Raw genomic sequence first — 12,470 nt, 5'->3', positions numbered from 1 at the left:
CGTAAGAGGTGATCATCTCTTGTGGATCTAGCGTGCCGGGATATGAACAACCGCACGCAGATCGTCGTGCTCGCCAAGCGGCCGCGGCCCGGGCGCGTGAAGACGCGTCTGACGCCGCCGTACACGCCGGCCGAGGCGGCCGCGCTGGCCGCGGGCGCGCTGCGCGACACCCTGGACGCCGTCGCCGCGACCCCCGCCGCCGCCCACGTGCTGGCCCTCGACGACGTCCCCGCCCTCCCCGACGTCCCCGCCCTCCCCGACGTCCCCGCCCTCCCCGACGTCCCCGCCCTCCCCGACGTCCCCGACGTCCCCGACGTCCCCGACGTCCCCGACGTCCCCGACCTCCGTGACGTCTCTGACCTCCGTGACGTCTCCGACGTCCCCGCCGCGGATGTGCCGGACTTCGACAGCCGCGGCTTCGAGGTGATCAGGCAGCGTGGCGACGGGCTCGACGAACGGCTGGCGTGGGCGTTCGAGGACGTGTACGCCCTCCGCCCCGCCCCCGTCCTCCTCGTCGGCATGGACACCCCCCAGCTCACCCCGGCGCTGCTCACCGAGGCCGCGACCGCGCTCCGTACCCATGACGCCGTCTTCGGCCCCGCCACCGACGGCGGGTTCTGGCTGCTCGGCCTGCGCCGCCCCGACCCCGCCCTGCTCCTGGGCGTGCCGATGTCCAGGTCCGACACGGGCGCCGCCCAGCTCAGGCGCCTGCGAGGGATGTCCGTCGCGATCATGCCGACGCTCACCGACGTGGACGACGCGGCCGGCGCCCGTGAGGTCGCCGGGCTGGCCCCGCACACCCGCTTCGCCGCCACCCTGGCCCGCCTCGGCGCGGGAGCCGCCAGGTGATCGGTGAGCTCTACGCGGACTCCCTGGCGGGCGCCGAGATCGACGTCGAGTACGAGAACGGCCGCCGCCGCCCTCTCCAGGCCATGCGCTGGCTGGAGCCGATCGAGGGCGACGAGGTCATGTTGTCGCGCTGCGGCGGCCCCACCCTCGACGTCGGCTCCGGCCCCGGGCGGCTGACGGTCGCGCTCACCCGGCGCGGCGTGGCCGCGCTCGGCATCGACGTCACCCCGCACGCCGTACGCCTGACCAGGCAGGCGGGCGGCCTGGCCCTGTGCAGGGACGTCTTCGGACAGGTGCCGGGTCTCGGCCGGTGGGCCACCGCGCTGCTGGCCGACGGCAACATCGGCATCGGCGGCGACCCCCTGGCCCTGCTGCGCCGCATGCGTGAGCTCGTCAGGCCGGGCGGCGAGGTGATCGCCGAGCTCGCGCCGCCCGGCACGCCGACCGGGGCGGAACGTGTGCGACTGCGCCACGGTGCTGTCACCGGCGCCTGGTTCCGATGGGCCGACGTCTCGGTTTCCGATATTTCCTCGCTGGCCAGGGAAAGCGGTTTCACCGTCACGGACCGTCACGAGGCGGGCGGTCGGTGGTTCGCCTGCCTCGGTTAGGTACACGCAACGTCACCGTCGGACCGGGCCATCGCGGGGTTTGCGCAGAGTTTGATGTCGCGAGTCCCTGCCATTCATGTCGGTGCGGTCGACTAGCGTGGCACCTAGAGGGAGGCCCCACGATGTCGCGCAAGACTCTCCTCCGCACGGGCCCGCTCTTGCCTGGTGGCATCAGCCCGTACGGACCACTCGGCCTGCAGGGCCCGGGCGCACTGGCGCTGCCCGCCGGATTCACCGGCAGGGTCGTGGCCAGCTCCGGCCAGAAGGTCGCCGGCCTGACCTGGCACGCGGCGCCCGACGGCGGCGCCTGCTTCCCCGACGGCGGCGGCTGGATCTACGTGTCCAACTCCGAGCTCCCGCTGCTCGGGGGCGCCTCGGCGCTGCGCTTCCGCGCCGACGGCAGCGTCGGCGACGCCTACCGCATCCTGTCGGGCACCGATCTCAACTGCGCGGGCGGCGCCACGCCGTGGCACACCTGGCTGTCGTGCGAGCTCGGCCACCGGGGCCGCGTCTTCGAATGCGACCCCTACGGCGCCCGTGCCGCGCGGCCCCGCCTGTCGATGGGCCGCTTCAAGCACGAGGCCGCCGCCTGCGACCCCGAGCGCGGCGTGATCTACATGACCGAGGACGAGCCCGACGGCTGCTTCTACCGCTTCCGGCCGGGCGACTGGGGCGACCTGACGGAGGGCACGCTGGAGGTCCTGTGCGCCTCGGGCCGCTGGCAGCAGGTGCCGTCCCCGGCCGCCCTGCTCCAGGAGGCGCGCCACCAGGTCGAGGACGCCCGCCACTTCGACGGCGGCGACAGTTGCCACTACGCCGGCGGGGTCTGCTATTTCACCACGAAGAGCGACACGGGCCTGTGGGCCTACGACGCGCAGACCTCGACGCTCGACCGGCTATGCGAGGGCGTGCGCGCCATCACCGCCGCCCCCTCCGGCGACCTCTACGTCGCCAGGGAGCACCCGGAGATCGACGTCATCGCGCCGGACCGCGCGGTGACCCCGTTCCTCCGGCTGGAGGGGCACCACGGGGCCGAGCTGACCGGCCTGGCCTTCTCGCCGGACGGCGCACGGCTCTACTTCTCGGCCCGCCGCGGCCGCACCGAGGGCCACACGTTCGAGGTGGCGGGCCCCTTCCGCCCCTGACCCGCGCGCCCTGACCCGCGCGCCCTGGCCCGCGCTCAGGCCAGGTAGCGCACGAGCATGTGTTTGAGCTCGTGCACCAGTTCGGCTGACCGTTCCGGTGACGTCGAGGTGATCATCGGCATCACCGCCTTCACCATGGCCAGCGTCATCGTCCCCATGAGCCCGGCGCGGTCCTCGGGCAGCCCGGGGGAGCGGCGGCGCAACATGGCCGCGATCTGCCGGGCGATGTCCGCGTGCAGCTTCTGCGAGGCCGTGGCGAGCTGATCGCCGGTCGCGCTCCCGTACAGCAGCGACCAGTACGCCGGCGACGCGCTCTTGAACTCCACGCTCTCGTCCACGAGCTGCCCCACCAGCGACTCCAGCGGGATCTCCGGCGTGACGGCCGCCAGGCGGGCGGCCCAGAACTCCTGCCGGTCGACGGTGTAGCGGGCCACGAGCCCGTCCAGGATCTCCTCCTTGTTCCTGAAGAACTGATACAGCGACCCCGGCGACACCCCCGCCCGCGCGGCGACCTGGTTCGTGGTCATGTCCGGGTAGCCGACCTCGGCGATCACCAGTTCGGCGGCGTCGAGGATCTCCGCCATGCGCTTCAGGCCGCGCGCCTGCCGGCGGACCGTGCGTTCAGCCATGAGTCCCCTCGTTGACAAATACGAGCATTTACTTGTATTTCTGAGCTGGGAAGCAAAACACGAGTAGTTTACCGAGTTTCGGGGGGACCCATGAAAACCGTGACCGCCACCATGACGGCGACGCGGGAGGTGACGACACCCCTGCGCAGGTTCGGATATCTCCTCGTACGCCGCCGCAGGCTCGTCCTCTCCCTGGCCCTGGCCCTGCTGATCGGCGCCGGCGTGCTGGCCGCGGGCGCGGCGTCGGGGTTGTCGCTGGCCAGGTTCGAGGCGCCGGGCTCGGAGTCCGACCGGGCTCAGGCCGAGCTGGCCGAGCGGTTCGGCACCGGCAGCCCCGACATGATCTTCCTGGTGACCGCCAGGAGCGGCACGGTGGACGATCCGGCGGTCGAGGCGGCCGGCAGGGAGCTGACGGAACGCGTGGGCCGCGAGGAGGGCGTGGCCGAGTCCGCCTCCTACTGGACCCGCGGCAGACCGGCCACCCTGCGCAGCCAGGACGGCAGGCACGCCCTCGTCGTGGTGCGCATCCCGGGCGACGCCGACCACGTACGCGCCGAGGTCCTGCCCAGGCTCGTCCCCGAGATCACCAAGGGCACCGAGCTGCTCCAGGTGCGGGCCGGGGGAGGGGAGGAGGTGTTCAGGGAGACGGTGCCGCTGGCCAGGCAGGACTTCGTCCGTGCCGAGCTGGTCATCTTCCCGCTGGCGTTCGTGCTGCTCTGGCTCTACCAGCGGCGCGCCATGGCGGCCCTGGTGCCGATCCTGGCCGGGGTGTTCGCCATGGTGCTGGGCCTGGCGATCCTGAGCGGCGTCCTGCTGTTCACCGAGATCTCGACGTTCGCCCTCAACCTGACCCTGGCCATGGGCCTCGGCCTCGGCATCGACTACTGCCTGTTCGTCATCCAGCGCTTCCGCGAGGAGATCGGGAACGGCGCGGACCGGGCGTCGGCGGTCGCGGGGGCCGTCGAGCACGCGGGCAGGACCGTGCTCTTCAGCGGCCTGACGGTGGCCTCGTCCCTGGCCGTGTTGTTCGCGCTGCCGTTCGACTTCCTGCGCTCCTTCGCCTACGCCGGCATCGCCGTGGTCGCGGGCGGCCTGGTGGCGGCGGTCGTCGTGCTCCCGGCCGTGCTCGCCACGGTCGGGGGCACGATGCTTCCCAAGCGGGTCAGACCCGAACGAACCTTCTGGCACGGCCTGGCCATGAGGGTGATGCGACGGCCGCTGGTGTTCGGCGGGCTGGCCACGGTGCTGCTGCTGGTGCTCGCTTCACCCTTCCTCGGGCTGCGCTTCGGCGTGGCCGACGACCGCATCCTGCCCCTGGAGGCGTCCTCCAGGCAGACCCAGGAGGTCATCCGCCAGTCCTTCCCCGCCGAGGAGACCGACGCGATCCAGCTCGTCTCCAGGCAGAGCGGCGACGTCTCGCGGTACGCCTCCGTCCTGTCCCGCCTGCCCGGCGTGGCCCAGGTGGACTCGGCCGCGGGCTCGTACGCGGAAGGCACGCGCGTCGGGGACGGCGACCTGGCCAGGTTCCAGGGGCGGGGCACGTGGTTGTCCGTGGTCCCGTCGGCCGAGGCGCTGGCCGGCGACCCCGTGCGCCTCGTCGAGACCGTGCGCGCGGTGAAGCCGCCCTTCGAGGTCCTGGTCGGCGGCTACCCGGCCGAGTTGTCCGACTACCGCGCCTCCATCGTGGACCGCCTCCCGCTGGTGCTGGCGCTCATGCTGGGCGTGACGTTCCTGGTGTTGTTCCTCATGACGAGGAGCCTGATCCTGCCCGTCAAGGCGACCCTCATGAACGTCCTCAGCCTCGGCGTCATGTTCGGCGCCATCGTCTGGGTCTTCCAGGACGGCAACCTGTCGGGCCTGCTCGGCTTCACCCCCACGGGCACCCTCGACGCGAGCATCCCGATCCTCATGTTGTGCGTCGCCTACGGCCTGTCCATGGACTACGAGGTGTTCCTGCTCTCCCGGATCAAGGAGGAGTACGACAGGACCGGCGACGCGGAGACGGCCGTGGCCGTGGGGCTCCAGCGAGGGGCGCCCCTGATCACCGCGGCCGGGGGCATCCTGGCGCTCACGTTCGCCGCCTACGCCACCGCGCAGGTGATGTTCGTGCAGATGCTGGGCGTCGGTATGGCGGTGGCCGTGCTGGTGGACGCGACCGTGATCAGGGCGGTGCTGGTGCCGAGCCTGATGCGCCTGGCTGGCCCGCTCAACTGGTGGCCGAGAGGTCGAGCGACCACACCTGCTCGTTGACCTCGACGCCGTTCTCCATGCCCTTCTCCTCCGACTCCAGCTCGAACCCGGCCGCCTGGTAGATGCGCCGCGCGCTCACCAGGTTGTCGCGCGTCCACAACGTGATCCGCTTGCAGCCCTCGGCGCGCGCGTGCCGCAGGCACTCCTCCACGAGCCGCCGCCCGATGCCCAGACCCCGGGCGGACGGCTCGACCAGGAGCATCCGCAGCTTGGCCGTGGTGTCGTCCTGGCGCACGTAGAACACGCACCCGGCCCGCTCCCCGTCCACCTCGGCGATCCACCCGGCGTCGCGGGTGAGGTCGAGACCACCGACGATCCTGGCGACGAGCTGCTCGAACTCGGTGCCCCAGCCGTACTCGGCGCTGTAGAGCGCGCCGTGACGGAAGACCACCCAGCCCAGGTCGCCGGTGCGCGGGGCCCTGATCACGTACGGCTCGCGCGCCTCAGCCCCGCCCAGGAGCGTCCTGATCGCCGCCATGCTGGCGACCAGCCGCTGCTGGTCGTCCTCGGCCAGCCCGGCCAGCAGCAGCCCGATCTCGTCGCCTGAGCGCCGGTCGAGGCCCGCGAAGACGTCGGCGCCGGCCGGCGTGAGCCGGAGGAGCTGCTTGCGCGCGTCGGCGGCGGAGCGCTCGCGCGTGACCATTCCGTCGCTCTCGAAGCGGGCCAGGATCCGGCTGAGGTAGCCCGCGTCCAGGTCGAGCAGGCCGCGCAGCTCGCCGGTCTCCATCCGCTCGGTCTGCGCCAGCTCGAACAGCACCCTCAACTCGGTCAGAGAGTACGGCGAGTCGAGCATCCCCGCCTGGAGCGCGCCGATCACCTTCGTATAGAACCGGTTGAAGGCTCTGACCTCAGAAACCCTTGCTTCTGTCAACGAACTCATTGCCTTAGTCAACCATAGGAGGACTCCCGCTGTGAAGCATGTGCGCATTGGCGGATACGGCCCGGGAATCGTCACGATCGGCGGCCGGGAACAACGGAGCCTCACCAGGGTGGCGGCGCCGTCGTTCCTGGCCGCCCACCCCTCACTGCCGGTGCTGTACGCGGTGGGCGAACTCGAACGCGGCTGGCTCACCGCCTTCCACGGTGAGGAGCTCGCCCCGCTGGACGAACGCCCCAGCGAGGGCAGCAGCCCCTGCCACGTCGCCGTCGAGCCCGGGGGCGGCCTGCTCGCGGTGGCCAACTACGGCGACGGCACGGCCACCCTCTACCACCTCGACGACCGGGGCGCCTTCGCGGGAGAGCCGATCGTGCTGCGCCACCAGGGTTCGGGCCCGGACGCCGAGCGCCAGCAGGGCCCGCACGCCCATCAGACGGTCTTCCACGACGGCCTCGTGCACGTCTCCGACCTCGGCACCGACGAGATCCGCCGCTACCACCACGACGGCACCCCGCTGGAGCCGATCAGGCTCGCCCCCGGCACCGGCCCGCGCCACTTCGCCTTCTCCCAGGGACGCCTGTACGTCGCGGGCGAACTCGACGCCACCGTCACCCTGATCGACGGCGAGCACCGCACCACCGTGCCCGCCTCCCGGCAGGAGGGCGAGAACGGCCCCTCCCACCTGCAGCTCGACGGCGACCTGGTCTACGTGGCCAACCGCGGCCCCAACACGATCTCGGTGCTGCGCGCCGCCGACCTCTCACCGGTGGCCGAGGTGCCCTCGGGCGGCGACTGGCCCCGGCACTTCGCCATCGACGGGGACCGGATGTACGTGGCCAACCAGCGGTCGGACACCGTGACCGTCTTCGCGCTGCGCGACGGCGTCCCCGAGCCGACGGGGGAGGCGTACGAGGTGGAAAGCCCGGCCTGTGTGCTGATCATGTAAGGAGTTCGCCAAGTCACGCCTCGCCGCGGCCTCCGGTCATGACCATGGGCTGGTGTGCAAGATCTTTCTCGTCCTCGTCCTGCTGGCCGCCGGCTGTGGCGAGCCACCTCCCGTCGCCCGGCCGGTAAATGAGCCGGTCAATGGGCCGGTCAATGGGCAGACCGGCCGGCCGGTGCCGGTCGCGGACGTCCAGGAGTCCTGGCGGATCACCCGGCACGGCGCCGACCACGAGATCGAGGGTTACGCCGACCGGGTGAGCGTCCTGCCGGGCGAGCGGTTCCACCTGCGGGTCTCCACGACCGCGCCGCGCTTCTCGGCCGCGGCGTTCCGCATGGGCGCGAACCCGTCGAAGGTGTGGGAGTCGGCCCAGGTCAAGGGTGCCCGCCAGGCGCCGATGAAACTCGTGGACGGCACCGTGAGCGCCGCCCACTGGACCCCGTCGCTGCCCGTGGACACCAGGGGCTGGCCCGAGGGCGCGTACCTCATCAGGCTCGACGCATCCACCGGCGCCCAGCGGTACGTGCCGATCACCGTGCGCTCGGCCTCCACCGCCGGCCGCGTGGTGATGGTGAACGCGGTCACCACCTGGCAGGCGTACAACCTGTGGGGCGGCCGCAGCCTCTACCAGGGCCCCGGCGGGTTCGCCGCGCGCTCCCGGGCGGTCACCTTCGACCGCCCCTACGACGGCACCGGCGCCCGGCTCTTCCTCGACTTCGAGAAGGAGGCCCTGGCCGTGGCCGAGCGGAGCGGCGTGCCGCTGGCGTACCTGACCAACCTCGACCTCGTCCCCGGCGCGCTCGACGGCGCCCGCGCGGTGGTCTCGCTCGGCCACGACGAGTACTGGTCGCCCGGCATGCGCGAGGTCGTCACCCAGGCCAGGGACGACGGCACGAACCTCGCCTTCCTCGGCGCCAACGCCGTCTACTGGCGCATCGCCCTGCGGGGCAGGGACGTCGTCTGCGACAAGGAGCGCGTCTGCCGGTTGTGGCGGGAGTCGCGGCCGGAGAGCGCGCTGGTGGGGCAGATGTACGACTGCTTCCCGGCGGAGGGCGTCTACCGGGTGCGCAGGCCGGGCCACTGGATCTTCGCCGGCACGAAGGGGCGCAGCTTCCCCGGGATGCTCGGCGTGGAGACCGACCGCGTCTCGCGCGGCTCACCCGGCGACGTCAAGGTGCTGGCCGAGTCGCCGTTCTCGTGCGGGGACCGGTCGAGCGTCACCCACAGCACGTACTACACCGCGCCGAGCGGGGCCGGGGTGTTCGCCTCGGGCACGATGCGCTGGGTGTGCGCGCTGCGCGGCAGGCGGTGCGGCCACGGGGTCACCGACTCCGCCGCCGCCTTCACCAGTCGCGCCACGACCAACGTGCTGAGGCGGTTCGCGAAAGGCCCGGCCGGTCATCCGCACGAAATTTCCTAAAGGTAAGGGTTTAGTTTCGAAGGCTGGCGTTTGGTCTAGACCACTGCCTGTGATGCCGGGCACAATGCGAGTCTGACATCAAGGTCTGGCTCGTGACCCCTATCGGGAGGAACCCGCCATGCGTATTGGAGTGCTCACCGGAGGCGGCGACTGCCCCGGACTCAACGCCGTGATCAGGGCAGTGGTGCGTAAGGGGGTGAGCGTCTACGGCCATGAGTTCGTCGGCTTCCGCGACGGCTGGCGCGGCCCCCTCGAAGGCGACACGATGCCCCTCGACATTCAGGCCGTACGAGGCATCCTGCCACGTGGCGGGACCATTCTCGGCTCTTCGAGGACCAACCCGATCAAGATCGAGGGCGGTGTCGACCGGATCAAGGAGAACCTCCTCGCGACCGGGGTGGACGCCCTGATCGCCATCGGCGGCGAGGACACCCTCGGAGTGGCCAAGCAGCTCTACGACCGCGAGGTCAACGTCGTGGGCGTGCCCAAGACGATCGACAACGACCTTTCGGGCACCGACTACACCTTCGGCTTCGACACCGCGGTCAACATCGCCATGGAGGCCATCGACCGGCTGCACACCACCGCCGAGTCGCACCACCGGGCGCTCATCTGCGAGGTCATGGGCCGGCACGCGGGCTGGATCGCCCTGCACGCGGGCATGGCGGGCGGCGCGAACGTCATCCTCATCCCCGAGAAGCCGTTCGACATCGACCTGGTCTGCGAATACGTCGAGTCGCGCTTCCGCACGCGCTACTCGCCGATCATCGTGGTCGCCGAGGGCGCGCACCCGATGGAGGGCCAGATAGCGCTGCAGGCGGGCGAGCTCGACGCGTTCGGCCACGTACGTCTCGGCGGTATCGGCGAGGTGCTGGCCAAGGAGATCGAGAAGCGCACCGGCAAGGAGGCCCGCACCACGGTGCTCGGCCACATCCAGCGCGGCGGCACCCCGACGGCCTACGACCGCGTGCTGGCCACCAGGTTCGGCCTCCAGGCCATCGACGCGGCCCACGAGGGCGATTACGGCAAGATGGTCGCCCTGCGCGGCACCGACATCGTCCGCGTCGGGCTCGACGAGGCCACGGCCGAGCTGAAGACCGTGCCGGAGTCGCGTTACTCCGAGTCGGAGGTGTTCTTCGGCTGACTGAAAGCGGCCTGCAAGCGGCGGGCCGTACCTTTCTGAGCAGCGGGGTTACCGCTACAACCCCCTCGGGGTACGGCTTGCGACGCAGCGAGTCGGCGGCCCACTATGCGTCGCAAGCCTTACTCAGGACATAGCTCAACCGCGGGGCGTGCCGAAGAGATCCACCTCCGGCGCGCCCTCGTCGCGTCCGCGCAGCCGTTCCCTGAACTCCGCCTCGGAGCGCAGCTCCTTCTCCGACGGCGACAGGATGACGGCGAGCAGCAGCCCCACCGTGATCAGGCTGATGCCGACGATGAGCGGCATCAGGAAGTCGATGGCCTGCGCGCCGGGCACGGGCACCATCTCGGAGTGCGTCGCGACCGACATCGAGTACATCCCCGTGTAGTGCATGCCCGAGACCGCCACACCCATGACCAGCGCCGCACCGCCGATCCTGAGCGCTCCGCTGACCCGCAGCGTGAACCAGAGCGCCACCGTGGCCGCCGCCACCGCTACCAGCACCGACAGCGTGACGACCACCGGGTCGTAGGAGACGCTGCCGGACATGTTCATCGCGGCCATGCCGAGATAGTGCATGCTCGCCACGCCGACTCCGGTCAGGACGCCGCCGCCGAGCAGGGAACTTAATCGCCGGCCGCCGTGGGAGGCCATGAACAGGCCCATCCCCACGACGAGGATCGCGATGAGCGCCGAGGCGACCGTGAGCGGCACGTCGTACCGGATCACCGAGCCGCTCACGGAGAAGCCGAGCATGGCGATGAAGTGCATGGTCCAGATACCCGTGCCGCCGATCGCGAGCGCGGCCCCGACGAGCCAGTACTTGGCCTCGCGGCCCCCCATCAACCTCGCGCGCGACGTCAGCAGGAGACCGAGCATGGACCCCACGCTGGACATGATGTAAGCGAGTACGGGCGTTAACAGCCCAAAAGAGAAATGATCAACCGGCGACATACCCCCACCCATCCCTTACGCACCGATAAGGGAGTATGAACAGTGAGTCGTCGCCTGCGCAACTACCTTCTACGCGCCTGGATCGGCTGTTGCTGCTGCATCGGGTTGGGATAGGTGAGTTGTTGCTGCTGAGCGGTGCGGCGGCGCAGTTCGAGCTTGGCCACGAGTTCGGCGTCCTCGTGCAGTTCTTCCTCCGAGGGCGACAGGATGACCATGAGGAGCATGGTCAGGGTGATGAGGCTGATGACCGTCATGAGGGGGACGAGGAAGTCGAGCGCGTCGGCCCCGGCGATCATGGAGGGCTGGGCGTCGACGGTGACGTGCATGGCGTACATGCCGGTGTAGTGCATGCCGGACACGGCGATGCCCATGACCATGGCGGCGCCGGTGATCCAGATGGGCTTCTTGACGCGCAGCGTGAACCACAGGGCGACCGTCGCGGCCACCACGGCGATGGCCACGGAGATGCCCACGGTGACGCGGTCGTAGGAGACGTGGGCCGACATGTTCATCGCGTACATGCCGAGGTAGTGCATGGAGGCCACGCCGAGACCCGTGAGCAGGCCGCCGCCGAGGAGCGCGAGGATGCGGCCGCGGCCCCAGGAGACCAGGAACAGGCCGGTGCCGACGACGACGATGGCCACGACCGCGGAGGCGACGGTGAGCCACACGTCGTACTTGATCTGGGTTCCCTCCACCTCGAAGCCCATCATGCCGATGAAGTGCATGACCCAGATGCCGGTGCCACCGATGGAGATGGCCGCGCCGAGCAGCCAGCGTACGCGGGAGCCGCCGCGCGAGGCGTGCGCCTGCGCGGTGAGCCGTAGCCCGAGCATCGATCCGATGCAGGACATCACGTATGCGAGCAACGGCGTGAGCAACCCGTAGGTGAAATGATTCACGGCGGAGGTCATCTATCTGTTCCTTGCATTAGGGGTTCCCGGATTGTGCCATCCCGGATGTCCCTTTCGCATGGATACTGCAACTATCTGTCAACTGTTCGTGTCGGAAACATGAGAAGGTCTCATGGCTATCGAGGGCCCGTTCTGGCGCGCGATCACGGTCTTCCGCGTCGCCTCCCTGGTGTACGCGGCCGTGCTCATGGCCCAGCACCGCGGCTACGAGCAACCGGTGCTCGGCTGGCTGGTGATCGTGGTGATGGCGCTGTGGACGGCCGGGGCGGCGTTCGCCTACTCCATCCCGGCGCTGCGGCGGTGGCCGCTGCTGGCCGTCGACCTGCTGGTGACGATGGCGTGTCTGCTGGCCAGCCCGTACGTCGAGGGCGTGTGGCAGGGCGTGGCCGGCACCATGCCCGTGCCCGCGACCTGGGTGGCCGGGCCGGTGCTCGCCTGGGCCGTGCACGGCGGGCGGCGCGCGGGCGCCCTGGCGGCGGCCGTGGTCGCGGCGGGCGACCTGTGGTTACGGGTGCGCACCCCCGAGGCGCCGATCCTCGTCAACGGCGCGGTGTTGCTGTTCCTGTCAGGAGTGGTCGTCGGACACGTGGCCCGGCTGGCCCGGCAGGCCGAGGGGCGCATGCAGCGCGCCGCCGAGATGGAGGCCGCCCAGCGTGAGCGCGAGCGCCTGGCCCGCGACATCCACGACTCCGTCCTGCAGGTCCTCGCCCTGGTGCAGCGGCGCGGGCGGCGGCTCGGCG

Annotated in this window: 12 protein-coding genes; 8 read left to right on the top strand and 4 right to left on the bottom strand. The window is 70.8% G+C overall.

Annotation, left to right across the window (positions count from 1 at the left end; all coding sequences use genetic code 11):
* Positions 1 to 42: 42 nt before the first annotated feature.
* From ACFPZ3_RS52140 to ACFPZ3_RS52130, 3 genes are all read left to right on the top strand, one after another.
* A complete protein-coding gene (locus ACFPZ3_RS52140) occupies positions 43 to 849 on the top strand; it encodes a TIGR04282 family arsenosugar biosynthesis glycosyltransferase (protein ID WP_379521900.1) in 807 nt (268 codons plus the stop codon).
* Complete coding sequence (locus tag ACFPZ3_RS52135; RefSeq protein ID WP_379521899.1) at positions 846 to 1,457, top strand: methyltransferase domain-containing protein; 612 nt, start codon at positions 846 to 848, stop codon at positions 1,455 to 1,457. The genes ACFPZ3_RS52140 and ACFPZ3_RS52135 overlap by 4 nt, the downstream gene beginning before the upstream one ends.
* A 122-nt stretch (positions 1,458 to 1,579) precedes the next feature.
* Positions 1,580 to 2,602, top strand: coding sequence for an alkaline phosphatase PhoX (locus ACFPZ3_RS52130; RefSeq protein ID WP_379521898.1), 1,023 nt, complete (start codon positions 1,580 to 1,582; stop codon positions 2,600 to 2,602).
* 35 nt (positions 2,603 to 2,637) lie between these two features.
* Here the strand turns inward: ACFPZ3_RS52130 and ACFPZ3_RS52125 are convergent, their stop codons facing one another.
* The gene (locus ACFPZ3_RS52125; protein WP_379521897.1) at positions 2,638 to 3,231 is read right to left on the bottom strand and encodes a TetR/AcrR family transcriptional regulator; all 594 of its coding nucleotides are present in this window, start codon (positions 3,229 to 3,231) and stop codon (positions 2,638 to 2,640) included.
* A gap of 90 nt (positions 3,232 to 3,321) precedes the next feature.
* On the opposite strand from ACFPZ3_RS52125, the gene ACFPZ3_RS52120 reads away from it, so the two are divergent.
* The gene (locus ACFPZ3_RS52120; protein WP_379521896.1) at positions 3,322 to 5,481 is read left to right on the top strand and encodes an MMPL family transporter; all 2,160 of its coding nucleotides are present in this window, start codon (positions 3,322 to 3,324) and stop codon (positions 5,479 to 5,481) included.
* Here ACFPZ3_RS52120 and ACFPZ3_RS52115 read toward each other — a convergent pair.
* A complete protein-coding gene (locus ACFPZ3_RS52115) occupies positions 5,438 to 6,298 on the bottom strand; it encodes a bifunctional helix-turn-helix transcriptional regulator/GNAT family N-acetyltransferase (protein ID WP_379521895.1) in 861 nt (286 codons plus the stop codon). The genes ACFPZ3_RS52120 and ACFPZ3_RS52115 overlap by 44 nt on opposite strands.
* A 94-nt stretch (positions 6,299 to 6,392) precedes the next feature.
* Here ACFPZ3_RS52115 and ACFPZ3_RS52110 point away from each other — a divergent pair, with 94 nt between their 5' ends.
* From ACFPZ3_RS52110 to ACFPZ3_RS52100, 3 genes are all read left to right on the top strand, one after another.
* Entirely contained in the window at positions 6,393 to 7,304 is a 912-nt protein-coding gene (locus tag ACFPZ3_RS52110) for a lactonase family protein (RefSeq protein WP_379521894.1), read from the top strand.
* 52 nt (positions 7,305 to 7,356) lie between these two features.
* Complete coding sequence (locus ACFPZ3_RS52105; protein WP_379521893.1) at positions 7,357 to 8,721, top strand: N,N-dimethylformamidase beta subunit family domain-containing protein; 1,365 nt, start codon at positions 7,357 to 7,359, stop codon at positions 8,719 to 8,721.
* 118 nt (positions 8,722 to 8,839) lie between these two features.
* On the top strand, positions 8,840 to 9,865 hold the full coding sequence (locus tag ACFPZ3_RS52100; RefSeq protein ID WP_379521892.1) for a 6-phosphofructokinase: 1,026 nt from the start codon (positions 8,840 to 8,842) through the stop codon (positions 9,863 to 9,865).
* 135 nt (positions 9,866 to 10,000) lie between these two features.
* Here ACFPZ3_RS52100 and ACFPZ3_RS52095 read toward each other — a convergent pair whose 3' ends face one another.
* Together ACFPZ3_RS52095 and ACFPZ3_RS52090 are read right to left on the bottom strand one after the other, a co-directional pair.
* Positions 10,001 to 10,741 (bottom strand): MHYT domain-containing protein, encoded by a 741-nt coding sequence (locus ACFPZ3_RS52095; RefSeq protein ID WP_379521891.1) that lies wholly within the window; start codon positions 10,739 to 10,741, stop codon positions 10,001 to 10,003.
* A gap of 137 nt (positions 10,742 to 10,878) precedes the next feature.
* Positions 10,879 to 11,730, bottom strand: coding sequence for an MHYT domain-containing protein (locus tag ACFPZ3_RS52090; RefSeq protein WP_379521890.1), 852 nt, complete (start codon positions 11,728 to 11,730; stop codon positions 10,879 to 10,881).
* A 112-nt stretch (positions 11,731 to 11,842) separates the two neighbouring features.
* Between ACFPZ3_RS52090 and ACFPZ3_RS52085 the strand changes: the two genes are divergently transcribed.
* A partial coding sequence (locus ACFPZ3_RS52085; protein WP_379521889.1) for a DUF5931 domain-containing protein occupies positions 11,843 to 12,470 on the top strand: 628 nt, incomplete at its 3' end.

The organism is Nonomuraea insulae, from assembly GCF_042656245.1.
This window is presented reverse-complemented; position numbering and strand designations above follow the sequence as displayed.